This is a genomic window from Candidatus Manganitrophus morganii, from assembly GCA_021651055.1.
GTDB classification, from domain to species: Bacteria; Nitrospirota; Nitrospiria; order SBBL01; family Manganitrophaceae; genus Manganitrophus; species Manganitrophus morganii.
The window spans coordinates 3830867-3855982 of sequence record JAJHOH010000001.1 but is presented as its reverse complement, the minus strand read 5'-3'; the positions used below and the strand labels follow the sequence as shown (position 1 = coordinate 3855982).

The window sequence follows — 25116 nt, the reverse complement described above, 5'->3', positions numbered from 1 at the left end:
AGGGAGCGATTTAATAGGAACCGTAAGGTTCTTATGAAAAAAGCTCCACGTAACCGGCTTCTTTTTTCCCTATTTCGTTCCTCTGCTTTACCTTCCCTGATCGATTAAAAAACTAAGGCAACCTCCCCGATTTTATGGTAGACTTCCGGCAGTTTCCCCCTAAGGTCATCTTGACTCCATGTGTGCATGAACGCTTACGCTTGGTCCTCACTGATCACTCTTCTTTCCGTCCTTTCTATTGGGATTGGTGTCCTCCTCCATCACCCCGAAGGAAAGGTCAATCGTCAATTTGCGCTTTTCGCATCCAGCATCGCGATCTGGGCGGGTGGTCGTGTTCTTTACCTTACGACTCCGGATTACGAAACAGCACTGTTTTGGGTCCGCTTCGCCGTCGCTGGAGTCATTTTTATTCCGACTTTCTTCCTCCACTTTGTGTATGCCTTCTTACACATAAGGCGTGACAGATCTCTTTTTCTTTCTTACGCAGCCTCGCTACTCCTTCTCGCCGTTAATTTCACACCATGGATGATTCAAGGGGTTTCCGTTAAATATCAATCGTCCTTTTTCGCAGATGCAGGGCCTCTTTATCCTTTGCTCCTGGTTCTCTTCACGATTAATCTCTCCCTCGGGTTCAACCTTTTGAGAAGACGTTACCGTCTTACCTTCGGACCGGAGCGGAACCAAATACGCCTCCTTTTTTGGTCGACACTTCTCGGTTTCGGCGGCGGCACAACCAATTTTTTAACCGACCTTAGTCTGGAAATATACTCACTCAGCGCTTACGCGACTTACCTAGTTCCTGTTTATGCCGCTCTCCTGATGTATGCGATCGTCAGACACCATCTTCTCGATGTTCAGATTGTGCTCCAAAACAGTATGGTTTATTTTGTCACCTTCCTCATCACAGCCATCCCCTTCTTCCTCTTAACCGCTTTCTTTCAAACCGTTCTTCCACTCAAAGCAGCGAATGTCACAACATTCATTCTGTTTATCTCCATTCTCCTGGTTTTCTCAAACATCAAACCACTCACACAGCAATGGGTAGAGCGGTCTATTTTCCGAGAGCGATACCGGCATTATCAGTCGATCCATGATTTTAGCGAGTCGATGGTTAAACTTCTTCACCTTGACGATCTTACTGAAAAACTCTTCAGCATCCTGTCGGAAACGTTGCGCCCCCAATTGATTTCTTTTTTTCTCCCGGACGGGAAGGGAAACTTTCAGTTTCACGGAGTACGAAACTCCGAAGACCCTACAGCGCCCAATCACATTTTCTCCTCGCAACATCCTCTCATAAGAGAATTACAGAGACAGAAGAGAATGCTGGTTTGCGAAGAAATGGAGTGGACAGGGGACTCTTCCGAAGCGCTCGAAGAGATGCGCAAACTCGGCTGTTCTCTTTCTCTTCCATTTATTTTTGACGACCACCTCATCGGGATTTGTCATTTGGGACCGAAAAAAAGCGGAAAAAGTTATTCCCCCGCCGAGCGATTCATGCTCCAGACACTTTGCGCCAATGCCTCTGTTGCCTTCGAGAATGCCCGGCTCTTCAGAGAAGTGAATCGGCATGCAGAAGAGAAGATCGAATCAATCGGGGTCCTTGCGGGGGGAATCGCGCACGATTTTAACAATATTCTCACAGTGATTATGGGTAACATCTCCCTCTCCAAAATGCAGACCGATCCGGGAAAGGAAACGTTCAACCTATTATGCCAGGCTGAAAAAGCTTCCCTCCGTGCCAAGGATTTGACACAGCAACTGCTGACCTTCTCTAAAGGGGGCGCCCCCCTGAAGAAGATCACCTCAATCACTCCGCTGCTGATGGACCGCACCGACTCCGCCCTGAGAGGAACAAATGCCCGGTGTGAGTTCTCCCTGCCGGAGAATCTCTGGTCGGTAGAAGTCGACGAGGGACAAATCAGCCAAGTGATTGATCATCTTGTAGTGAACGCGCAGGAGGGAATGCCGGAAGAAGGAGGTATTATTCGGATATATGGAGAAAATGTAACGATCACCGAGGGAAGATCGATCCATGGTCTCTCATTGCTGAAGGAGGAGAAATACGTAAAAATAACGGTGGAGGATGAGGGTGTCGGCATACCGGAAGAGAACCTGCATAAAATCTTCGACCCCTATTTTACCACCAAGATCGGCGGAAGCGGATTAGGCCTTGCAACAGTCTATTCTATTATTAGAAGACATGAGGGTTTCATTGAGGTCAAATCCAAAGTGGCAATCGGAACGACTTTCGATTTTTATCTTCCAGCCTCACGGAAAAAACCCTTTCCTCCAAAAGAAATCCAAGGGCCTCCTCATCGTCATCAGGGAAGGATCTTACTCATGGACGATGAAGAGACATTACGATACGCGACCGGAAAATTACTGGTTCACTTCGGTTTTGAGGTTGAGTTTGCTAAAGACGGCACAGAAGCCCTTACCATTTATAAGAAATTCCAAAAGCGCGGACAACCTTTTGACGTAGTGATTATGGATTTGACGATCCCCGGCGGAATGGGAGGCAAAGAAACAATCCAAAAACTCCTTGAGTTTGCTCCCCAAGCGAAGGTCATCGTCTCAAGCGGTTACTCAAATGACCCGGTCATGGCTGATTTTAGAAAGTACGGTTTCAAGGACGTTGTTGCAAAACCATACAGAATCGAAGAGTTGATTGTAATCCTGCACAAGCTCACCACTGGAGAGGACAGAGGACAAATGAGCCTTCCCTCTCCGCTCTGTTGATTATTAAAACACACGCTAGTTTTATATTACAAAACCGCTAAATAGTTACCTACGTAAAAATAGCTTGAATCTCTATTTTAATTCTGTTAGAATGTGACCCATATCACATCCTCATCATTCTTCTCGATTTGATTCCTGGTAGGCACTTCGAACTCCATCACTAAACTCCAACGGGACGACATCTTATGTTAGAGTTGACAACCCTTGATTTACATAATTTTATTGATTCCTAGGAGAAAATTATGGCAACTCATTTAAAAACGATCTCAAAGATAAAAGAAACCCCAAACAAGAAGATCGGGAATAAATTCATCTTCCGGAGAAGGGTCTATCTTTCCGATACAAACGCTCAAGGAAACGTTTATTTTGCCAAGTACTTTGAGTGGCAGGGAGACGCACGAGAAGAGTTTTTCCGCTCGGCCGTTCCCATTCATGAATCATTTTTCTCGGCTGGGTATCGGCTCCTCACCGTTGAAGCATCACTTGAATATAAGGGAGAAGCGAAACTTTATGATGAGGTCGAAATAACAGTAACGGTAGGTTGGATCAAAAGGGCGAGCGCCGAACTCAGGTTCGTCTTTTCTAATGCAGGAACAGCGAAAACCATTGCAGTCGGAAAACAAATTATTGCTTCCGCCGGAAAAGATGGAAAACCGGTAGCAGCTCCTCAAGCGATTAGAGATCTTCTCCTTCCTTACTGCGAGTCACTCCCTAATCCCTAGGAAATTTTCTTTCGATAATTTTATTTTACCTCTAGATTTCAATTTCCTAAATGTGCTACTTATTAAGTTTAGGGTGCCGCACATTCTTTTTCTATTTCCTAATCACGCTCTACTTTTAGTAAATACATCGACTGATGAATGCTTACGCATTATCCTCCTTCATAACCTTTGTCTCAGTTTTCTTCATTGGAATCGGTGTCTTTCTACATAGACCCGAAGAAAAGGTTAACAGACAATTCGTCCTCTTCTCGGCCAGCATCGCAGTCTGGGCCGGAGGGCGTGTGCTCTATCTCACCACGCCAGATGAGGAGACTGCGTTATTCTGGGCCCGGGTTACGATTGCAGGAACGGTCTTTATCCCTTCTCTCTTTCTCCATTTTGTCTCCGCCTTTCTACAAGTACGCAATCGTTGGCCGCTCTTGCTCTCCTATATGGCATCCATCTTCCTTTTTACCGCCAACCTCACTCCATGGATGGTCCAAGCCGTTTTAATCAAACATCAATCAGCCTATTTTGTCGATCCTGGTCCGCTTTATCCTCTGCTTGTCGTCTTTTTTACCGCCGACCTCTTGGATGCTTTTTACCTTCTTCTAAAACACCATCGCTATGCATCAGGCCAAGAAAGAAATAGAATTCGTCTCCTCTTCTGGTCTACCTTGATCGGCTTCGCAGGAGGAACAACTAACTTTTTGCCTGATTTCAACATGGAGATTGATTCCCTAAGCGCTTACGCGACCTATCTTATTCCCTTATATGTCGCCACTCTCACTTATGCCATCATCCGCTATCGCTTCTTTGATGTCGAAATTGTTATTCAAAAAGGAATCGTCTATTTTCTCACCCTGCTCGTCACAGCGATTCCCTTCTTTCTTTTGACTGAATTCTTTCAGCGGGTTCTCCCCCTTCAAATCGCCAACATTGCCAGTTTTTTCCTTTTTGCTGTCATTCTCCTCGTCTTCTCGAACATCAAACCACTGACGCAACAATGGGTCGAGCGATCGATTTTTCGCGAACGGGCACGCCATTATCAGTCGATTCACGAATTCAGCCAATCGGCTGTTCAGTTCCTCCACCTCGAAGATCTGACCGAGAAGTTTTTTACCATCTTGGTAAAAACGCTTCATCCTAGTTCGATTTCTCTTTTTCTTTCAGACGGGAAAGGGAATTATGGTCTCCATCGGACCACCGGACATGATGAGGATTCGGTTGACGTCCTCATTATTCGTGAACATCCTCTCGTAAAAAGGTTGGAACGGCAGAACCGGATTCTCTCCCTTGAAGAACTTGAGTGGGAAGAAGCGGCGCTTCCTCTGACTAAGCAGATGCGGGATCTCCGGAGCGTTCTCTGTATTCCTTTCAACTTCGAAACCCGTCTGATCGGAATCTGTTACCTTGGCCCAAAGCAGAACGGACACCCCTATTCCCAAGCCGAGCTTTTTATGCTTCAAACACTCGCCGCGAACGCCTCCGTTGCTTTCAAGAACGCCCAGCTCTTCAAGGAAGTCAGCCGGTACACCGAACAGTTCGGAGCGATCGGTCAGGCGATTAATCTCAGCCCCGACGTCGACCAAATTTTCGATCTCCTCCTCCGGGAAATCCAAAAATACACCCCCTTCGACTGGGGGAGCATCGCCATCTACAAAGAGGAAGGAGAAGTCCACTTTTATCGGGTGAAGGGAAGAGAAGGAAATCCGCTGCCGGAGAACTACACCTGGCCCCTGACCGATCTCAACCTCCTCTCGCGTCTGACCCTGAAGCAGGAACCGCTTCTTCAGGCCGATCTATTCGGGGAAGATGTCTCGGAGTCCGAGCGCAAACTAGCGAGGACCGGCGTACGGTCGTATCTCATTCTCCCTTTGTTGGTGCGGGGGAAATTGATTGGAACATTGAACCTATGGAGTGCGAAGGCATTAGAGCGGCCGGCGCAGGCGCTTGAATTCGTAGTTCCTCTGACGTATCATCTCGCCCCTTTCCTGGAAGTGGCTCGGCTCTTCGAAGGAATGAAGCGGGCCAACGAGGCGCTCCGGATGAAAAGCATCGAATTGGAAGAATCCCAACGCCGGCAAACACGATTCTATTCGTTTATCACGCACGAATTGCGAACCCCTCTCAACTCAATCATCGGCTATCTCTCCTTGATCCTTAACGGAACCTATGGACCGATCGAATCAAAACAGGTCTTTCCGATGAGTCGAATCAAGGAAAACGCAAATCTCTTGGGGCAGTTGATCAACGACCTGCTCGATCTTGCCCGGATCGAATCAAAGGAGATCTCTCTCCATCTGGAAGAGATCGAGCTGGAGCAATTCGTCACGAAAATGGCGATCAATCTCGAACCGCTCTTCCTGGAGAAGGGAATCGAGCTTCAGGTGGAGATCGACTATCCCGGAATGCTCTACTGTGACAGCATCCGCCTGAGGCAAATATTTCAAAACCTTCTCAGCAACGCCGCCAAATTTACGGAAAATGGTTTTGTGCGGATCTCTGCGACGGAAATCCCGGAGCGAAACGGCGTGCTCATTCAAATCAGCGATTCAGGAATCGGTATTTCCGAAGATGATCTCCCCCACATCTTCGATCCCTTTTGGCAAGGGACGTCCGAATCCCAGCGGACCTCAAAAGGGAGCGGACTCGGCTTGGCGATCGTGAAAAAGTCGGTGGAAATCTTAAAGGGAGAAATCAACGTCTCCAGTCATCCCGGCCAGGGAACCACATTTACCCTCTTCCTCCCACGGCAATATCCGGGGGGCCAATTAAAAATCGCCTAATCGTTCACAGATTGAACCCCTTCCGTTCATGCGATCCGGCGCCCGGTCGCGAGCCGGACGACTAAAATCACCAGGGCCGCGACAAGCAACATATGCAGCGCGCCGCCGAGCGTGTAAGAGCTCACGACGCCCAGCAGCCACAACACCAACAAAATAATAATGATCGTTTCCAACATCTCCATTCCTCCGAGGGTGAATGCACCGGCCTCCCCTTTTGTTTCAAGGGAAAACCCTCCCGCAAAAAGCGATCTCTACTTTTAGTATATTCAAACCGGGTAATCCGATGCAATTCCATGAGATCGATCGGACCGCGAATATCCGATCGTGCCCTTGACACGAGATGATCCATTTCTCTATGCTAAAGGCGACTCGGCCGCTTACGCTGAACTCCTTCGCAACCATTGAATGATTCAATCCATGAGAGATCATCCCGATCAACACACTATACGGCCCGCCTCCCTGAACCGAAAAATCTGCGGGACCATGATCCCCCTTTTTTCCATCCGGACCGAGACGAACTTCGGTATAGGAGAAATCCTCGATCTGCCCCCGCTGATCGATTGGATGGCCGATCACCATCTTCATCTGCTCCAGATCCTTCCGGTTTATGAAACCTCTCCGATGGAGACAAGTCCTTATCAAGCGTTGAGCGGCTTCGCGCTCGATCCAATTTATCTTTCCCTGCTCGCCTGGAATGATTTCAAGAAAAGCGATGCCGCCAACGGGACTTTCTCCTCCCCTTCCACGCAAGAGACGCTTCACCGATTACGTGCGAATAAAGATGTCTCCTATGAAGCGATCCGCCGACTCAAAACCCCCCTCATGGAGCAGACGTTTCGCTATTTTCTCGATGAAGAGTGGAAAAAGAACACCGACCGCGCGCGAGCGCTCCAACGATTCATCGACGCGCATTCCGACTGGCTCGAGGATTATGCGCTCTTTCGTCTCTTGAAAGAAAAAAACGATTGGCGCTATTGGAAGGAATGGCCGGCCCCTTACCGGAACAGAAGCAAACCGGAGTTGAAGAAGCTTCAGGACCAGGAGGAAGAACGACTCCTCTTCTTCAAATATCTCCAATGGGCCCTCGCGGAACAGTGGAAGGAGGTTCGGGAACATGCCAAACGGAGAAACGTTCTCCTCATGGGAGATCTCCCCTTCCTCGTCAGCGGAGATAGCGCAGATGTCTGGAGCCATCCCCATTCATTCAGCGCCGTCGATACGGTGGGGGCCCCGCCCGACGTTTTCAACGACAAAGGACAGGACTGGGGTCTGCCTCTCTTCAATTGGAATGTGATGGAAAAGAGGAACTTTCTCTGGTGGCGGCTTCGGATCCGGCAGGCCCGGAAACAGTATGATTTGATCCGGCTCGATCATGTCGTCGGATTTTATCGAGTCTGGGTGATTCCCAAAGAAGGGTCGCCCCATTTCGAACCGAGTGAAGAGAACGAGCAGATAAAACGCGGCCGACAGCTTCTTAGCGCAATTATCGAAGAGGCGGGAATGTGTATCCCGGTCGCAGAGGATCTCGGCGTCATTCCCGACTTTGTCCGCGAGACGCTTGCTGAATTTAAAATCGCCGGGCATAAAGTGCTTCGATGGGAAAAACGCGATCAGGTTTACTTAGATCCGAAAGATTATCCATTCATCTCACTGGCCACCACCGGCACCCACGATACCAGCACGATCATGAATTGGTGGGATGAAACCTCCCTGGAAGAGCGGGCTGCTTTCCTGGCCATGCTGGATGAAGGTTTTAAAATGACGCCGGAAGAGCCATTCTCGGATCGCTTACACCAGGCGATCTTAGAGCGGCTGATTCGCTCGGGGTCGAGTCTGGTTCTCTTTCCGATCCAGGATATCCTCGGCCTTCCCGATCAGATCAATATTCCCGCCACCGTCGGCCTGCATAACTGGCGCTTCCGACTCCCGGCCCCCCTCCACGAGCTCGACCGCATTCCTCCCTTTCATGAAAAGTTGACTTCCTTCACCTCTCTGATCGATCGGCATCTGCGCTACGCCGGATCAGAACCGTTGCTTGCCCCTCCCTCACCCCCGTAAAAACACCTGCCTCTTGACAATGACCCGCGCTTCTTATAAAGTACGTGAAAATAAACCAACCAGTCGGTTTTATGGGCCTGAAGGGCGAAACAACGAAACGAAAGATCCTTGAAACAGCGTGCAACCTGTTTTATTTAAGAGGATACAACGGCACCAGCATCGACGATATTCTCAAGGCGGCCAAGGTTAAGAAGGGGAATTTTTACTTTCACTTCAAAAGCAAAGAAGATCTCGGCTACGCGGTGATCGATGCCTACGCCGCCAGAACGATTCCGCTGCTTCAAGAAACGTTGAAACAAGATGGAAACCCGCTCCGCCGGCTCTTTGAGCTTTTTCGAAAACAAGACGGTCGGATGAAAGCCTCTCAATATCGGGGAGGTTGTCCTTGCGGAAACCTGGCGCTGGAGCTTGCAGACCACCATGACGGCTTCAGACGGCAGCTGGAAGCCATCTTCGATGCCTGGGCGCGGGAGATCACGCTCATTCTGAAACAAGCGCAGAAGGAAGGAACGTTGGAAGAGACGGTCAATCCGAAAGAAATGGCCCACTTGATCGTCGCCGTGCTGGAGGGAAGCACCCTCTTGGCCAAGACCAAGAAATCGGGCGAGGTGTATCGCTCTTGCGTGAAGAGCCTTGAATCTCTGATTAAGGGTTCAACGTCCAACAAGTCGCACAAATAGACAGAGGTGACCAGGAGGAAACGACATGGACTGTCCACGATGCAAAAGCGTCATGATTGAAGAACGATTCCAAGATATCAACGATGATACCGGGAAGATCCACTTTTTCGGGTATCGATGCCTCTCCTGCGGGGAAATTCTCGATCCGGTGATTGCCCGCAACAGAAGTCATCGGCCGGCCCGGCCTCTGCGAGGGAGAGGGCGGCATGTCAAGCCGGTCGCGGCTTGACATGCACCGCCGCTCAGGCGCTCTAAGCCTGCGCTTTCCCGCCCAAAAACACTTCGTCAAGAAATACGATACATCCGTCCTTCGACTCACCCGCTGATCACGGGCGCGTATTCCCTCTTCGGAACCGCAAGTAAAGCAATTCATTTTTAGAATACGACGATAATGATTGACAAGTTTACAAAAGGAAGGGTAGGCTAAACTTACAACCTATTGAGCCGATCTGCTAAGGAAACCTTAATGATAAAGGGCCGGGGAAGCAAATTAAATCCTCCGAACCGATTTGAGAAGACACATCGATTCGTCGAGGAAGAAGAAAGCGGACTCACACTGCCGGTCACGCAATTCCTTCAAGATTGCTCTCGAACGATCATCGCTTACAATAATAGCCCCGATGTCGGTTTTGAGGCGAGTATTAACCCTTATCGCGGATGTGAACACGGATGTGTTTACTGCTATGCGCGCCCGACTCACGAGTATCTCGGGTATTCGGCCGGTCTTGATTTTGAGACAAAAATCTTGGTGAAGGAAGACGCCCCGCTTCTGCTGCGCAAGGAGCTTCAGAGCCCCGCTTGGAAGCCGCAAGTCTTGGCCATGAGCGGGGTGACCGATCCGTACCAACCGATTGAAGGAAAGCGCCGACTCACACGTCAATGCCTTGAAGTCCTCCTTGAGTTCAGGAATCCGGTTGTCGTTATTACGAAGAACCGGCGGGTCATCCGCGATATTGACCTGTTATCTGAGTTAGCTCGTTTCCAATCGATTGCCGTATTCCTTTCGATCACAACGTTGAATAAGGATCTATGCAGCATCCTGGAACCGCGGACCTCTCCACCGGAAAGGAAACTCGAGGCCGTCTCGATCCTCGCGAAAGCCGGTATTCCGACCGGTGTTCTCATTGCGCCTATTATTCCCGGCCTGACCGATCATGAAATTCCGAACATTCTCCGTTCCGCCGTGGCTGCGGGAGCCGCCTTTGCCGGAATGGTTCCTCTCCGTCTTCCCTATGCCGTTGCATCGCTCTTCGAGACATGGCTGGAAAAACACCTTCCGGATCAAAAAGATAAAGTCCTCAATCGAATCCGATCGATCCGGGGTGGAAAATTGAACGATCCACGGTTCGGCAGCCGTATGGAAGGAGAAGGAATATTTTCGGATCAGATCAGGAGTCTTTTCGACCTTGCGTGCCGGAAATACGGGATTGCAGGGCGGTCTCCCCTACTCTCAACTGCGCACTTTCGCTCCTCCCAACCGGTGCAAGAGAGTCTTTTTTAATGAAAATTGATGCGAAATGCGGAATTTATCTATTTTTCACTTGAAAGACGGTCAAAAATTTTGTACGCTCTCAAGCGTTTCCTAAGCTCTGCCGCTTGATTGCGTTCGTTCATGAGAGGGAGGTTCTTTTGAAGAAATTGTGGTTGGAATTTGATATTTCCGGAACGCTTGGCGATGACGCCTGGGTCGATTTAGAGCAGCCGAAGGGTTTTATTGACGGAGGCATCTCCAAAGAGTCGGCGCAATCCGGATGCAATCATCCGATTGATCTTCCCCATTCAGAAGGAGAATGGCGGGAGGCGTGGGTTCAGATTGAAGATCTTCACGTCGAAGATGCGATTCGTTTTTACAAGGAAAAAGAGCGTGTTCTTTCGGTTGAAACGGATGCCTGAGAATCGATTCAGGAAGACGATCCTAGAGTTTCAGGTAACCTCTCATTGCTTGACGAAGTAATAATTTCGATAGAAGATCAGCTCGTTAATTGACTCCCTAATATCATCCAACGCTAAGTGGTTTCCCTTCTTCATCGGCGGCGGTGGTCCGTTCGGATACCACCGTCGGACCAGTTCCTTCAGGGTGCTCACATCCACATTTCGATAGTGAAGATACTCGAAGAGCGTCGGCATATACCGTTCTAAGAAGCGTCGATCGTGCCCGATCGAATTGCCGCAGAGAGGAGAGGTCCTTTCGGGACAGTAGTGCCGGATGAATTCGAGCGTCATTTCCTCCGCCTGCCTGACATCGATCGTGGACGATCCGACCCGCTTCAGAAGACCCGATTTGGAATGGGTATCCCGGCTCCATTTTTCCATCGTCTTCAACGCCTCCGGATCTTGATGAATCGCGATGGCGGGCCCTTCGGCCAAAATATTGAGCTGGCTATCGGTAATGATGGTGGCAATTTCGATGATCGCACAACATTTGGGGTCGAGCCCGGTCATTTCGAGGTCAAGCCAAACCAAATTCGAGTCATTCTGCAGATGGGACACAAACACCTCTTTATTTAGAATTTTGACCTAAGAATTATCGTATTCGGGCCGAACTGTCAAGAAAAGAAAAACAAGTTTCAGGCTTTCTCCACGATGAGGTTCAACCAGCGCCCCTTGCGCTCCCGGTTGCACACCGTCTTCAGCGAAAGGATCTTCCAGCCGGCCCGGGTGAATACCTGAGCCAACGCATCCTTCTTCCAATAGGAAAAGTACCTCCCCGGAATCCAACCCTGCGTTGCGAATCCCTCTCCCTTTCCATGGGCGAAGGTCGCCCCGAATTTCCCGCCCGATCGAATACGCTGTCGCAACGCGACCAAAACGCGATCCAGTTTTTTCTTTGGAAGATGAATCAACGAGGCGGCCGCCCAGATTCCATCAAACGCGTCAAACCGGAAAGGCATCGCCTCCAGATCGGCCATGACCAAAGAAAGACGGCGGGAGCGCCTGCGCGCGTGAGCGAGAAACGGCCACGTCCCGTCGAGCGCGATCGGACGGAACCCCTCTCTTTGAAGATAACGGCTGTCCTGCCCCGGACCGCAGCCGAGATCTAAAATCAGAGCCCTCTTCGGAAGAGGCTCCGCCCACTCTCTCAGCAACGGCGGAACACGATAGGTTCGGCCGCGGTCCCAATGCGCCAGATAATCATCCGCCCCGGCCGTATACGATGCGAGGGTTTTCCGACTCGGCCCAGGCTTCCTCTTTTTTCGATCTTGATTTTGACGAGGCATTTGCATTATTTTGCAGATATCCTTAACGGCACACGATTGCGAGAGAGCGGAAGGAACCGAATCGATGCTTGAGAAAACGCCAGAAGATACCGGCGAGGGAAACCCCCTTTTGCCGCAAGCCGCTTCGACTCCGGCGCCCGCTGTGATTCAGGAACCACCCGCCAATCCGGCCGGCGGCCGCACCCTGATTGTCGATGGAGCCGATCCCCAATCTTACCCGAGACCAAGCGCCGCGCTAAAGGACGCCAAGCCGGAGGATCAGGTCTTCATACGACCCGGGGTTTATGAAGACAAGATTTTTCTAATCCACAAACCGGTCCGGTTAATCGGCGCGGGCCGAGATACCGTCCAAATCTTCAGCCGCCGGGGCGGCCAGCTCTACCTTCAACACGTGCCGGAAGGGCTGATCAGCGGAATCACCTTCCGATACATCGGGAGCGATCCCCATTCGGCCATAAATGTTCTCGATTCGGTCTGCACGATTACCCAATGCCGAATTACGGAGGGGGTCCTCTCCGGCATTGTCGTCTACGGTCCCGAATGCCGTGCGACGCTGACCGAAAACGAAGTCTGCTACAACCGCGAATCGGGAATCTTTATCTTCGCCGGAGCGCGGCCCTACATTTCCAAAAACGACTGCTTCGGCAACCACCACTTCGGCATTGCGGTGCGCGATCCGCAGACGCGTCCCGATCTGGTGCGGAATCTCTGCCGAAAGAACATGCTCAGCGGCATCCTCCTCTTCTATCATGCAGAAGCGATGATCCTGGAGAATACCTGTCGCGATAACCACCATTGGGGACTCGTGACCACTCCGGAGTGCAAGAGTTCTCCCGATCGAGAAGCGTTGGTTTCGGCCAATCTCTTCATCCAAAATCCCCGGGGTCCTCTCTTCATTACCGAGGAGCCGCTGGCCGAAATCGGCCGTTAAATCCGGCCGCCTTGTTCCGAGGAGAGAATCAGCTTGACTCATTTTTCAAGACGGATCGGAAAAACCGCTGACCTTGCGCCATCATCGTTTCGGAAAGCTCGGAGAATAAAATCCCGCCGATAATCAGCCCCCCTCCCAGCATCCCCCATGTTCCCATCGTTTCCTGAAGAAAGAAATAACCCAAAGCGGCAGCCCAGAGCGGCTCGACGGTAAAGATCAGCGCGGCGCGGGTCGGCGTCGTGTCCCGCTGATAGCGGGTCTGAATATAACCGGTCACTACCGTCGCAAGAATCGCCGTGTAGCCGAGCGCGAATAATGCCCCCTGCGTCGGCCTGAACACCGGCGGTTCGAAAAAAGGGAGGAGAATCCAGCCGCAGACGGCGGGAAAGGATATCTGGAGGAAGGTCATCAGAAGAAAATCATACCGCCGGGTCGTCCAGTCGAGCAATACGATAAACAGGCCGAACACAATGGCGCAGAGCAGGGTGAGAAGATCTCCCCGGTTCAATCCTCCCCCGGAGGGATTCGTCAAGAACCAGAGACCGACCGAAACAACAATCACTCCCACGAGATTTCCCCATCTCGGACGCCGTTTCAAAATGAGCATTTGAAAAAGAGGGGTGAAAATGACCATCATCGTGGTGATGAAGGCCGACTTCGACGTCGTGGTCTCTTTTAAGCCGAGGGTCTGCAAGAGGAAGCCGGCAAAGATAAGAAACCCGAGAAAACACCCCCAGAAGATCGACTTTCGATCGGCACGAAGAAGCGCTTTCATGCAGAAAGGAAGAAGAACAAGCGTTGCCAGGGTAAACCGGATCGACACCATCAGAAGGGGGGAGAGATCGACCAGACCCTGTTTGATGATGACAAAGGTTCCACCCCAAATAAATGTCGTGGCAAAAAGAAACCACTCCGCCCGTCCTTTCGCCGTCACGGCTCGAACGTTCCTTTCAAAAAAATGGTTTTATGATTTAGGAAAAGCGCGCATCGCGGATTCGACTGAGGCTCTCTTCTTTGTGAACCCGCTCGTCATAGCCGATCTGACGAACCGCATCGGCCATCGATGTGAAATCCCCGAAGTCGGATTGAAACGCGCTTTCAAAGGGCTCCGACTCCAACTCCGGATGTTCTTGAACGTAGCGCATGTACTCATGCTCGGCATGGTCTTCGAACTGCGCATTCAATGCGTAGCTCATGGAGGGACGAACGACATATAAAAACCAGCAAATATGATAATAGAAAAAAGCGATAATCTGAGGAATGATTCGATAGAGGAGAAAGTTCTCCCGAATCTGCAGACGATGTACCCACTCTTCCAAAATCAGAAGATGCCACTGCTCATTGTCCTGCTGAATTCGGCTCTCTTGGATCCGATCAAAAATCCTTCGCGCAAAATCGGCCTGCTTGTAAGTGTGGGTAATCGCGATATAAGCAACATGCTCCCACGCCTGATAGGGGACCCGGGCGATCACCTCGAGCACCTTAAATTTACTAAGGCTTCTCCCCTTCCCGTATATTAGGTCCATCACCACAAAAAGGACCTTCGCGAGAAACCCATAATGCAGCTTCTGAGCGGATAGGGTATTTTCTTGCTCTTTCCTCAGCTGCTCGGCAGTCAGTCTTTCCATTCAACTTCCTTCTCTAATGGAGCCATTGAAACAAACCGGATCTTTACAAGTATAATGCCGGAACGCTGAACGATCAACCTCCCCCTCTGCGTCATGGAGAGATCTCTGGCGGGAAGATCGGGATCAGGAGAGGCAAATCAGGTATTTAGGAGCATTAATGAGTCTTCTTTAATTACGGAATATTTAAAAGACGGCTCCTCCGAGGATCGATCAGGTCGCTCAATGGGCTTTTGTAGCCGCCGAACTCTTGGATCTCCCTGAGCAGCGGAATATGCTCAATCGGTTCGTCGTCTTTTCTCTCCCACGAAAGGGTGCAGCGGGAGGTCGCCTGCTTCAGCGTCTCGATTAATGAGACACCCCCTTTCCATCCGGAGGCATCCGACGCCGAGCAGTGAAAGAGAACCCGTTTTTCCAGATCTGTCTTTTTGAAGAGGATCTCTTTGAGGGCCTCCGCCGACCAGCGCCGGGGAGCATCAAGAACGATTCTGATTTGATTTCGCTCCGACGCGTTCTTGAGCAGGTGGAGTTGAATCGTCCCCTCTTCCAGCAATGAGCGAAGCTGCTGCATCACTGTCCTCACCAACACCCCGTCAGGAAGCGAGCTGATCGAGAGGCGGGTCCGGGCCCCCTCCATCTCTGTCTGGATGTCGGCCCTCAGGATCAGCTCCCCTTTTCCATCCGCGTAGAGCGCGCGGACGGCGGCATGTCCGCCGACCACCCCGCCGGAGGCGAAGTCGGGTCCCGGCAGAAACTCCATCAGCTCATCAAGCGGCAGCTCCGGCGCTTGCCGGATCTGCTCGAAGGCGGTCCAAAGCTCTTCCAAATGATGCGGAGGGATCCGCGTTCCATCGGGCAAGCTCGCGCCGTTCAAAAGGGCGAGGGGAAGAAGCGGGGCCTTTCCGACCGGCATAACGATATGGGAAAAACGAGAGAGCCGAAGCTCGACATATTCGGGTCCCTGGGGGACCTCATCATGCGGATCGCCATACATCCCGCGCAGCTCAAAATGGGGATACCGACAGCGCCACGGAAGACCGAGCTGAAGGATCATCCGGTAGGCATATCCAAGGCTGTTCGGGGGATACGACTCGATCGGCTCGACGTAAGAGCTAAGGGCCTCGCAATCATATTCAAAGTCATTCTCGTCCATCTTCCAATCGTTGAGCGCCAAGACCTTGAGAATATCTTTCGCGTTAATCAAGATCCGATCATTCGGCGCTTCCGCGCGGCAGATATCGATCAACCGCCGCTGAAGCGGGGTCAGCCCGTCTAAAAAGAGAAAATCATCCATGTGGTCCCCTTTCTACGGAAAACCTTTTCCGAAGGAACGATTCTAACCCACTCTCCTTCCCCTTGTCATGCTCTTTCTTCTTTTTGCCAGCATCGGTCAAACCAGATCTTCTTACAGTGAACTCTGCCGCTCTTAAGATGTTTTCACTGCATATTTTAGCTTGACAATACTGACGGAAATCACTAGGATATCCCGCATCGGGTTAATCGAGCGCACTTTTTTCACCCGCGAGAAACCGCACTTCAGTTCAAACAGGATGCGAAGAAGAGCACTTCCCGATGGAAACACTCCTCACACAGGCCACCTCTCATGAATTCCAATAAATCGAGCAGCATCATTGTAGTTTTATTTTTTATCTCTGCCTTAGGAATAGGGGCCTGCGGGAGTGGCGACGGTGGAGGCACCTCGACCCCCACGGAGGTCAACTACACCGGCAAGACCGATCCGGCTCACATCACCGGCGAGAAGGCCAATCTCCTAATAGCGAACGTCCTCACCGGACCCGGCACTCTCGCTGTTTCTAAACCGAGCAACGCGTCGGCGGCACCACGTTCGGGGCAACCTCAGTTACTCTCCCGCTCGTTTATCGCTCAAACTGCTTCGGCCCGCCGCGCCTTCCTTCAATCCACCCAGGCATTGATGAAGACCTCGCTTGCTTCGGCCGCCCCGAATCCGGTGAATGAAACGGAGGATTGCACCTCCAGTGGCACGGTAACGATAACCGGCGCTATTAACGATGACGGCACGGGCACGCTCAAGTTTCATTATGTCGATTGCGATGACGGTGACGGTTTCATGACCAACGGCGATGCGACTTTCCAAGTTGATGCGGTCGACCCTGGCACGGGAATCATACTCGACGGCACAATTCAATCTACCGCACTGAGGACAGAAGACTCACTTTCTGAAGTCATTTTCAACGGCTCAATACGCAGCCAAGTCCTACTCTCTGATCAACGTGAAATCCTAATCGTCAACGGAATTTTTAAAGACAGCCGCTCCGCCAAATTATTCAAGTTGGAAAGCGTCGTCATCGTCTTCGTTTACGATGATTACTTGAATCCAACCAGGCACACTGAAAGCATCTCCGGTCGAATCTATGATTCGGTGGAAGGTTACGTCAATATCGCCACCGGCTCGCCATTGATCTTCAGCAATGAAGGATTGAATTTTCCGGACGACGGCGGCCTGCTGGTGATCATTGGCGCCGAGGGTTCACGGGCGCGGTTGCTCGCGATATCTGCGAGCAAGGCACGCATCGAAGTGGACACCGATGGTGACGGGATTTTTGAAACGGCGGCTTTTTATTCGTGGACGAACCTCACGGGCGCGCCCTCCCCCAATGAGCCTCCCACAGGCATCGTGACCCTATCTCCCGCCATGCCGAAAAGAGGCGACACCCTCACGGCAACGGTGACTGCGTCAGACCCGGAAAACGACCCGTTGACCTACGCCTACGCATGGACACGTAACGGAACTCCGATTGATGGCGCGAATACGCCGACACTCGACGGGAACCAATTCGTTAAAGGAGATATTGTCACCGTTATCGTCGGTCTTTCCGATGGTTTAGGCTCAACCTCAATTATCGCCTCAATAACTATTGGCGATTCGCCACTCGTTGCTGAACCTACAAACCCAGTTAACGCGGCGTATGGAGTTCCCTTGGAACTCCAGTTAGGAGTGAGCGATCCAGATGGGGACTCCGTCTCTTATCGGCTCGCTTATGGCCCCGGGGGTATGCGAATTGATCAGACCGGGAAGATTTCCTGGACACCCACCGGTCCCATGTTTGATGAAACGTTGGAAGTTCATTTCGGAGTACGCGCCACCTCGGGGGAAATTACAGTCGAAACTGCCGGCACCATTACGGTGACTGATCCGGGCCATCCCAAGCCTCTGGTACGCACAGGCATTCAAATCCCAGCTGCTCCAGATGGCATCGTGATCGCCGATTTTAATGGCGACCTGAAGAATGAGGTCCTGATTACCAATCAAAACCTCCTCTATACTTTAATTTTTGACGGTACCAACTATGTACAGAATTGGGTCTACCCCTTCGACCTCACCTCAATCATGGCCATTACTGCTCATGACCTCACCGGTGATGGCCACCCTGATATGATCGTTGGCGTTAGTTCTGGGATTATAATCTTGGATGGTGTCAACCGAAAAATTGTTAAAGAAATCACCGATGGCTATTCCTTCCGTTCCTCGATTCGCGTCATCGACATTGACAATGACGGTGGGGAAGAAATTATTTACCTTGGCTTCGGTGATGACTCATTTTCCTTTCTGCAAACCATCAATGTTTATGATGCCGACACTCTTCGGCAGGAGTGGCAGTCACCTCCTCTTGACCTAGGACCTTCCCTGGCAATCGGGAATGTTGATAATGACCCTACGTTGGAGATCGTTACTTCCAATGGTTACGTTTACGACGGTGCAACCCATGAAAATCAATGGGCCTATGGGGCCGGATTCGGCGCTCTTGTTGACACGGGCGATCTGAACAATGATGGTGTTGAGGAGATCGTCAGCAATGGCCTTCAATTCATACGGGTGTATAGTGCCGTTTTGAAATCACCTCTTTGGGAAATCCAGCGTGAAGTAAGTGCTTTAGTAGTAACGAATATCGATCATGATCCGCAGGCCGAAATTATCGTTGCTGATCGCCCTCTCGGAGATGTAATCGCGTACGATGGATCTAGAGGGGCCGGCTCTCAAGAGTGGAGCATTAGTGAACAGAATTATGGAGTGTGGAGTATTACCGTCGGCGATACGGACAACGATGGATCACCAGAGTTTGTATGGGGAGCGGGTGTTGAGGACAGCCTTCCGGATTCTCTCGTGATTGCTGGGTTAAACCCCTCAATCCAGGTGGAGTGGACGAATGGAACAAGATTTGATAGGTGGTTCGACGGAACAGCCCTTTTGCAACTTGATGGACCGTTCGTCGGCGGACATTGGTTAAGCACTTCCACTGGACAAAGACAAGCCATATTCGCATCACCTCGAAGCAATTCAGGCCATGGCGGCACACGTTTAATAGGTATTGATCCGGTCACCGGGAATTTCACCACTAGTTCTGAAATCGGAACTAACTTTAGTGGCATCGCCTCCCTTAGTGGAGCCGATTATGATGGCGATGGCGTTGATGAAGTGTTCCTTACAACCTCAAGCGCATATGATGGCTATTTCACAGTCTACGATTTTATCCGCGACTTGCCAGAGTGGACTTCTGCCGCCAATCTCGGTATCGGACGGGCGGTCACCCGCGGAGATTTGAACCGGGACGGACATGACGATCTGATCGCCTTAACGGTTGATGGTTATATCTATGCCTACGACGTTTTCAATTCAACACTAATTTGGAAGAGCACCCAACTACCCAGCTATGGCGCTTTTGACTTAGAGGTTGCAGACCTAGATGGAGACGGCGCTTTAGAAATCATTGCCACCGCCACTGAGTCCCTATTGGTTTACAAGAAGCAAGGAAACGTCTACCTTTTAAATATGTTAATCGGTGTAAACGCCGGCAACCACTTGGCAGTAGGTGATCTGGACAGCGACGGGACACCAGAGATCATCATTACCTCTTCCGCTTATGATACAGCCGTTTTCATCTACGATGGAGTGACTTTTGATCTAAAAGGTCAATACACGCTTTCCGTCCCGATTTCCGAATTGGCGGTTCCCCTGGATGGAAGCGGCAACCTCTTAATCGGAACTTCCAAAAACTCTTTCAACTCTTCATTCGAAACGTCAGCTAAACTCATCACGGTCGATGGGATGACCGGTACAATAATTTGGAGTTCCCCACCATTGCTCGGCGACATTGTACCCAACAGTCTCTCTTTTGCCGATATTAACAATGATGGAGCACAAGAGCTAATCTTCGGGACGACCCGTGCTATGTACATAACCCAATAGAGATCAGAGGGTTTAGATGACTTCATTTCCAGGGTCCAGTCCCTTCCGACTTTCCTTCCCCTCCACTAATTATCTCTTCTCCCCTTTGAACTCAACGCGGGTTGTGCTATAAAGAAGACTATCCGAGGAACCCAATTGACCTTCTGGAACAACATCCCCAAACCGATCGTCGCCCTCTCCCCCATGGACGGGGTGACCGATCCCTGCTTTCGGCGGATCGTGGCGACCCACGGGAAACCCGACCTGATTGTGACCGAGTTCACCAGCGTGGAAGGAATCCTCCATGGCGCCGAAAGCGAGTTGGGCGGTTTGGTCTTCGATGAAATCGAGCGCCCCATTGTCGCTCAAATCTACGGCGCCAAACCGGAATCGTTCTTTCTGATCGCTCAGCTTGTCTGCGAATTGGGATTCGACGGCCTCGACATCAACATGGGCTGTCCCGCCAAGGCGGTTTCGTCCAAGGGATGCGGGGCCGGGCTCATCGCCGATCCCCCCCGCGCGAAAGCGATTCTCCAGGCGGCCCGGCAAGGGATCGATGCCTGGGTGGCCGGCGGCGCACTTCCGATTGTCGATCTTCACCCCAAAATCGGTGAATGGCTTACCCGCAGAAAAGAGGCGGGACAGCTCCCCCCTTCCGAGCGGCGTCCCCTCCCCGTTTCGGTCAAGACACGGATTGGCGTCAATCGCGTCGTCATCCAAGAGTGGGTCTCCCACCTGTTGGAAGAAAAACCGGCCGCCATCTCCATCCATGGCCGAACCCTGCACCAGGGCTATCGCGGCGCCGCCGACTGGAAGGCGATCGCCGAAGCGGCCTCCATCGCGCGCGGCTCCGGCACATTGATCCTTGGAAACGGCGATATTCGATCGCTCAACGAGGCCGCCCAGCGCATTCGGGAAAGCGGCGTCGATGGGGTCCTCATCGGCCGGGCCGCCCTGGGAAATCCGTGGATCTTTCGAAAAAAGAGCCTTCTCCGCGAGGCACTAAGCCATCACGAACGGGAACTCATCCCGGACGAGCCGGCCTCTCCCCTGGAGCGGCTGGAGGCGGCGCTGGAACATGCCCGCATCTTTCAAGAGAGCCGTCCTCTCTCCCGGTTTGCAGAGATGAGAAAACATCTCGGTTGGTACTGCAAGGGATTTCCCGGCGCAAGCCAGCTGCGAGAGAAGCTGGTCCGTGTCCGCAACGTCGATGAGGTCGAAGCGCTGCTCGCCCCCTTCATGAGCGAAGTTTCATACCGATGAGCCCTCCTTCCGGCGCCCGGCGAGAGATCATCCTCGCCTCAACTTCTCCCCGCCGCAGAGAGATCCTCTCCCTTCTCGGCCTCCCCTTTCGAATCGTCCCTCCTGATTTCGAGGAGATCCTCAGCGAAAGGCGGTCTATTGCCGAAGAGGTGACTGCGTTTGCCGAAGGGAAGGCCCATTCGGTCCTCAAAGAATTTCCGGAAGGGGTCATTATCGGGAGCGACACCCTGATTGAGTGTGAAGGGGAAAAGGTCGGAAAGCCGCGCGACCCGCAGGATGCCAAGCGGATTTTGCGCCGGTTAAGCGGCCGCTCTCATCGAATTTTGACGGCGGTCTCCTTGATCGATCTGCATCAGCCCCCTACTGAAACAAGCGTAGAGACCATCCGGGTCTTGATGAAGCCTATCGCTGAGGCTGAGATCGACCGTTATGTCGCGGCCGGTGAGCCGCTCGATAAGGCCGGGGCCTATTCTCTTCAGGGGGAAGGGCGGCGCTTTATCGAACGGCTGGAGGGGGACTATTTGGCCGCCGTCGGACTTACCCTCAAACCGATCGTTTCCTTTCTCCGAAGGCATGCGATTGCCGTCCCGCTCGACCTGGAACGGCTCTATCGTGAAAGGGATTTCCTAAACTGGAATACGTTTTAGAGGGGGGGGGTGCAAATCAGAAAATTCTGTGTTATATTCACGGTTGAGGAGAGGCGACACACCTTTCCGAGTCCCCAACGCCTTGGGGGCGGCCTTCCGGGCGGCGATCGGCGCGACGATTCGGAGGGGGGCAAGGTCTGGGCCTTGCCGCAACGTTCCACGCCGGCGGAAGGAGGTGGTCCAGTGGGCAGTACGAACCCTACGGCAAGTGAGGTGGCGGCGTCCTGATTGACGCGTCACAGTACTAGGTAGATGCTAGGGACGCATGTCCCCGGCGCCACCGAAACCCGGAAGCGCGGTTGCTGTAGCCGCTTTGAGATCGAAACGATCTGCTTCCGGGTTTTTATTTTTAAGCGCATGCCAGCCCCCCCTTCTTCAGCCTTAAAATCAGTTGAAAATTGTTGATGCCAAAAGGGGGTCTCTCTGTGTATAATGGCAGATACAAACAGGTTAAGGAGACCCAAAATGTCTGAAGAAAAGGCAAAATCGGAAAAGAAACAGGAAGAGACGCAAGACAAGAAAAAGGAAGAAAAAAAGAAAGAAACCACCCACATCCCCCTCCGCTTTATCCGAAACGACAACGACGAGCTCGAGGAAGATATGAAAGAAATCTTCGATGAGGATAAGGTGACCCACCGCCAGGGATCAAGCGAACCCGAAGCCGACTAAACCACCTTTTCTTCCCACCAGAACTCCCGAAGAGATATCCATCCTCACTATAAACTCAGCAACGCATACTACTGTCTGAATACCCTTCTCTCCCCTCCCCCCTTGTTTGCCTTGAACCTTATTTGCTACGATTAAATTATAAATAATTAAAGCAGATCTTGAATTTCAAGAGTGTTCGCATTCCTTCAGGCATAACTTTTCTGGAATTCCCGAAGGGTGGTGAACGCTGAAAGTGTGAGAGGTAGAAAAATGATGGTAGAGAGATCCTCTAATCGCTCAATGAAAGCCCTGATATCGTCCATGCTCTTTTTACTGCTGTTTTGGACGACAGCGGCTTCGGCGCAGAGTGCAAATCCCCCGCCGACACAAACCCCACCCTCTTCCGCGGAAAACAGCAGCCCGGAAGAAGGAGGCGCCCCTGCAGAATCTCCCCAGAGAAGCCGGGCCGACAGCTGGTTTAATCGTTCCGGTTCCGGACTTTTCATTTCACTGACCCCCTTTGCCACGGCGGTCACCCTGTTGGTTCTTTTGCTGATTATTTTACTGCCCTTTCTCATTCGGGCGGCATACAAAAGAGGGACGAGAGGCTATTTTAAAACCGTCCACACAGGACAGAGGAGGGTCGCATGATCTCAGGAAGAGAGTTAATCGGAATGCCGATTTTTTCCTTGGATCGCGGAGAAGAGATCGGCGAAGTCGAAAATCTGATCTTCGATCCGGACCAGAAAAAGGTGGTCGGGTTTGTTCTGGAAGAGGGGGGTCTTTTCCGATCCCCCGAGGTGATCCCTTTTGAAAGCGTCGAGAGCATCGGCCCCGATGTGATCGTATTAAAACGAGGCGAGTCCTTAAAAACGTTCTCTGATGAGATCGATCCGAAACAGGTCAAAAAAGAGGGTTTTAATTTGACGGGACGAAAGGTGATTTCCGACCGCGGTCACGAGATTGGAACGGCATACGATTTGGAAATCAATGAGCAAACCGGCGCCGTGACCGGAATTGAGGTCAGACGCGGCCTCTTCCAAGATACGGCCGAAGGAAAAAAACGGATCGATTTCGAATACATTCAGCAGATCGGAAAAGACGCCGTCATCGTTTCAGAGGCGGCGCTGGAGATCCTTACCGCTCAGAAAGGGGGGCTTTCTGCAACCTATCAGAGCGTTAAAGAGTCCGGGGCCGCAACATACCAAAGTGTGAAAGAGTCGAGTGTTGAATCTTTGGAAAAAGTCCGAGGGAAATCAGGAACTCTCGGCGCCACGGCGCGAGAGAAAAAGGAGTCGTGGGGGAAAACCGCTCAGCAGCGGATGGAAGAGATGCGGGAGCGGAGTCGATCCGGCCTCGATCGGGGGAGAAGCGAAGCTTCGCGCTTCTGGGAAGACCTCCGGACCGGTTTCGAGCGCTTCCGGAGAAGAGCAGAGGACTATTTCGACTGGCTTCGCAGCCGGCTCCTGCAACGCCGCATCGAGCAGGCGGTCGGGCGCCGGGTCAGCCGAACGATTTTGGATCCCTCTGACGATGTGATCCTCAACCAAGGGGAGATGATCACATACATCGCAATACGACGAGCGAAGGAAGCAGGAGTTTTGGAAATTCTGCTCGATTCGGTCGTGAAAGAAAACATTTTCGCGCTCCGCCGTAAAGAGACCCAATCGGCCGCCGAGGAGATCTTCGCAAAGCGGCCTCCGCCGCCGGCGCAGACGGACGAAAGGCTTCAGAAGAGCGCTTAATCAAGGAAGGAGTCAAAGATGGTATACGTATTGGCTTGGTTATTAGGAGTTCCGTTGAGCCTGATCCTGATTTGGATGCTGCTGGCAAACGTATTCTAAAGAACTCGATCCTGAAACGAAAGAGGCGGGCCGCGGCCCGCCTCTTTTTTTGCCGAGCCATTCTATATCACCCATTCTCCGAAAATATATCCGGTGAAGACCGAAACAATCGGCCAGAAAAATCGCTGCATGATGCCGAACGGATCGATAAAAACAAGGACGATCAAAAGCAACATCCCATACGGCTCGATTTGACCGATCAGCCGCGATTGGCGCTCCGGCAGGATGCCGACCAAAACACGCCCGCCGTCCAGAGGCGGGATCGGAATCAGATTGAACACCATTAGAAGGATATTGATCGTGACCGAAAACCGAAGCATCAGAAGGAGGGGAACAAAAAACGCCGAGAGAAGTCCGTCTGAACTCCCGAAGTTTCCAATCCCGCCGAAGGTGGAAAGTTGGGGATAGATCAGGAGGATGGCCCGGTACAACACACCGCTGATAACGGCCAGCAGGAGGTTCATTCCCGGACCGGCCGCCGCCACCCAGGCCATGTCTTGCTTCGGACGGCGGAGATGAAAGGGGTTGACCGGGACCGGCTTGGCATAGCCGAAGATAAAACCGGTGGTCGTAAAAAGAAGAAGCGGAATGATGATGGTCCCGAAGAGATCGGTATGAACCCAGGGATTCAGGGTAATCCGCCCCAGCATCCGGGCGGTCGAATCCCCCTTTTTATCGGCCACCCAGGCATGCGCCGCCTCGTGCAGCGTCACCGCGAAGAGAAGCGGCAAAACCATAATCGCAATTTGCTGAATCGTTTGATTCAA

22 protein-coding genes are annotated in these 25116 nt (G+C 51.8%); 14 read left to right on the top strand and 8 right to left on the bottom strand.

Features of this window, described 5'->3' with window-relative positions; all coding sequences use genetic code 11:
• The first annotated feature begins 186 nt into the window (after positions 1-186).
• The 3 genes from MCM46_17795 to MCM46_17785 all read left to right on the top strand — a co-directional run bounded on the left by MCM46_17795 (position 187) and on the right by MCM46_17785 (position 6229).
• Positions 187-2739 (top strand): ATP-binding protein, encoded by a 2553-nt coding sequence (locus tag MCM46_17795; protein MCG3113664.1) that lies wholly within the window; start codon positions 187-189, stop codon positions 2737-2739.
• Positions 2740-2981: 242 nt separating this feature from the next.
• On the top strand, positions 2982-3461 hold the full coding sequence (locus tag MCM46_17790; GenBank protein ID MCG3113663.1) for an acyl-CoA thioesterase: 480 nt from the start codon (positions 2982-2984) through the stop codon (positions 3459-3461).
• A gap of 134 nt (positions 3462-3595) precedes the next feature.
• Positions 3596-6229, top strand: coding sequence for an ATP-binding protein (locus MCM46_17785; GenBank protein ID MCG3113662.1), 2634 nt, complete (start codon positions 3596-3598; stop codon positions 6227-6229).
• Between the two features lie 26 nt (positions 6230-6255).
• On the opposite strand, the gene MCM46_17780 is transcribed toward MCM46_17785, so the two are convergent.
• The gene (locus tag MCM46_17780) at positions 6256-6405 is read right to left on the bottom strand and encodes a lmo0937 family membrane protein (GenBank protein ID MCG3113661.1); all 150 of its coding nucleotides are present in this window, start codon (positions 6403-6405) and stop codon (positions 6256-6258) included.
• A gap of 307 nt (positions 6406-6712) precedes the next feature.
• Between MCM46_17780 and MCM46_17775 the strand changes: the two genes are divergently transcribed.
• The 5 genes from MCM46_17775 to MCM46_17755 all read left to right on the top strand — a co-directional run bounded on the left by MCM46_17775 (position 6713) and on the right by MCM46_17755 (position 10860).
• Positions 6713-8287 (top strand): 4-alpha-glucanotransferase, encoded by a 1575-nt coding sequence (locus MCM46_17775; protein MCG3113660.1) that lies wholly within the window; start codon positions 6713-6715, stop codon positions 8285-8287.
• A gap of 71 nt (positions 8288-8358) precedes the next feature.
• On the top strand, positions 8359-8967 hold the full coding sequence (locus MCM46_17770) for a TetR/AcrR family transcriptional regulator (GenBank protein MCG3113659.1): 609 nt from the start codon (positions 8359-8361) through the stop codon (positions 8965-8967).
• A 25-nt stretch (positions 8968-8992) separates the two neighbouring features.
• Positions 8993-9196, top strand: a complete 204-nt coding sequence (locus MCM46_17765; protein MCG3113658.1) for a hypothetical protein — start codon at positions 8993-8995, stop codon at positions 9194-9196.
• A gap of 237 nt (positions 9197-9433) precedes the next feature.
• On the top strand, positions 9434-10468 hold the full coding sequence (locus MCM46_17760; GenBank protein MCG3113657.1) for a PA0069 family radical SAM protein: 1035 nt from the start codon (positions 9434-9436) through the stop codon (positions 10466-10468).
• Between the two features lie 128 nt (positions 10469-10596).
• A complete protein-coding gene (locus MCM46_17755; GenBank protein ID MCG3113656.1) occupies positions 10597-10860 on the top strand; it encodes a hypothetical protein in 264 nt (87 codons plus the stop codon).
• Between the two features lie 42 nt (positions 10861-10902).
• Here the strand turns inward: MCM46_17755 and orn are convergent, their stop codons facing one another.
• Positions 10903-11457, bottom strand: a complete 555-nt coding sequence (orn, locus tag MCM46_17750) for an oligoribonuclease (GenBank protein ID MCG3113655.1) — start codon at positions 11455-11457, stop codon at positions 10903-10905.
• Positions 11458-11534: 77 nt separating this feature from the next.
• The gene (locus MCM46_17745; GenBank protein MCG3113654.1) at positions 11535-12191 is read right to left on the bottom strand and encodes a class I SAM-dependent methyltransferase; all 657 of its coding nucleotides are present in this window, start codon (positions 12189-12191) and stop codon (positions 11535-11537) included.
• 58 nt (positions 12192-12249) lie between these two features.
• Here MCM46_17745 and MCM46_17740 point away from each other — a divergent pair, with 58 nt between their 5' ends.
• Positions 12250-13116, top strand: coding sequence for a right-handed parallel beta-helix repeat-containing protein (locus MCM46_17740; GenBank protein MCG3113653.1), 867 nt, complete (start codon positions 12250-12252; stop codon positions 13114-13116).
• Positions 13117-13144: 28 nt separating this feature from the next.
• Here the strand turns inward: MCM46_17740 and MCM46_17735 are convergent, their stop codons facing one another.
• From MCM46_17735 to MCM46_17725, 3 genes are all read right to left on the bottom strand, one after another.
• The gene (locus tag MCM46_17735; GenBank protein MCG3113652.1) at positions 13145-14050 is read right to left on the bottom strand and encodes a DMT family transporter; all 906 of its coding nucleotides are present in this window, start codon (positions 14048-14050) and stop codon (positions 13145-13147) included.
• Between the two features lie 37 nt (positions 14051-14087).
• On the bottom strand, positions 14088-14744 hold the full coding sequence (locus tag MCM46_17730) for a hypothetical protein (protein ID MCG3113651.1): 657 nt from the start codon (positions 14742-14744) through the stop codon (positions 14088-14090).
• A gap of 172 nt (positions 14745-14916) precedes the next feature.
• Positions 14917-16035, bottom strand: coding sequence for a hypothetical protein (locus tag MCM46_17725; GenBank protein ID MCG3113650.1), 1119 nt, complete (start codon positions 16033-16035; stop codon positions 14917-14919).
• 309 nt (positions 16036-16344) lie between these two features.
• Between MCM46_17725 and MCM46_17720 the strand changes: the two genes are divergently transcribed.
• The 4 genes from MCM46_17720 to MCM46_17705 all read left to right on the top strand — a co-directional run bounded on the left by MCM46_17720 (position 16345) and on the right by MCM46_17705 (position 22526).
• Positions 16345-19968, top strand: a complete 3624-nt coding sequence (locus MCM46_17720) for a VCBS repeat-containing protein (protein MCG3113649.1) — start codon at positions 16345-16347, stop codon at positions 19966-19968.
• Between the two features lie 135 nt (positions 19969-20103).
• Positions 20104-21210, top strand: coding sequence for a tRNA-dihydrouridine synthase (locus MCM46_17715; protein MCG3113648.1), 1107 nt, complete (start codon positions 20104-20106; stop codon positions 21208-21210).
• Complete coding sequence (locus MCM46_17710) at positions 21207-21857, top strand: Maf family protein (protein MCG3113647.1); 651 nt, start codon at positions 21207-21209, stop codon at positions 21855-21857. Before MCM46_17715 ends, MCM46_17710 begins: the two co-directional genes overlap by 4 nt.
• 465 nt (positions 21858-22322) lie before the next feature.
• Entirely contained in the window at positions 22323-22526 is a 204-nt protein-coding gene (locus tag MCM46_17705) for a hypothetical protein (protein ID MCG3113646.1), read from the top strand.
• Between the two features lie 185 nt (positions 22527-22711).
• On the opposite strand, the gene MCM46_17700 is transcribed toward MCM46_17705, so the two are convergent.
• A complete protein-coding gene (locus MCM46_17700; GenBank protein ID MCG3113645.1) occupies positions 22712-23011 on the bottom strand; it encodes a hypothetical protein in 300 nt (99 codons plus the stop codon).
• A gap of 141 nt (positions 23012-23152) precedes the next feature.
• Here MCM46_17700 and MCM46_17695 point away from each other — a divergent pair, with 141 nt between their 5' ends.
• Positions 23153-24250, top strand: coding sequence for a PRC-barrel domain-containing protein (locus MCM46_17695; GenBank protein ID MCG3113644.1), 1098 nt, complete (start codon positions 23153-23155; stop codon positions 24248-24250).
• A gap of 161 nt (positions 24251-24411) precedes the next feature.
• On the opposite strand, the gene MCM46_17690 is transcribed toward MCM46_17695, so the two are convergent.
• Positions 24412-25116 carry a site-2 protease family protein gene (locus MCM46_17690; protein ID MCG3113643.1) on the bottom strand — a complete coding sequence of 235 codons (705 nt, stop codon included), beginning with the start codon at positions 25114-25116 and terminating at the stop codon, positions 24412-24414.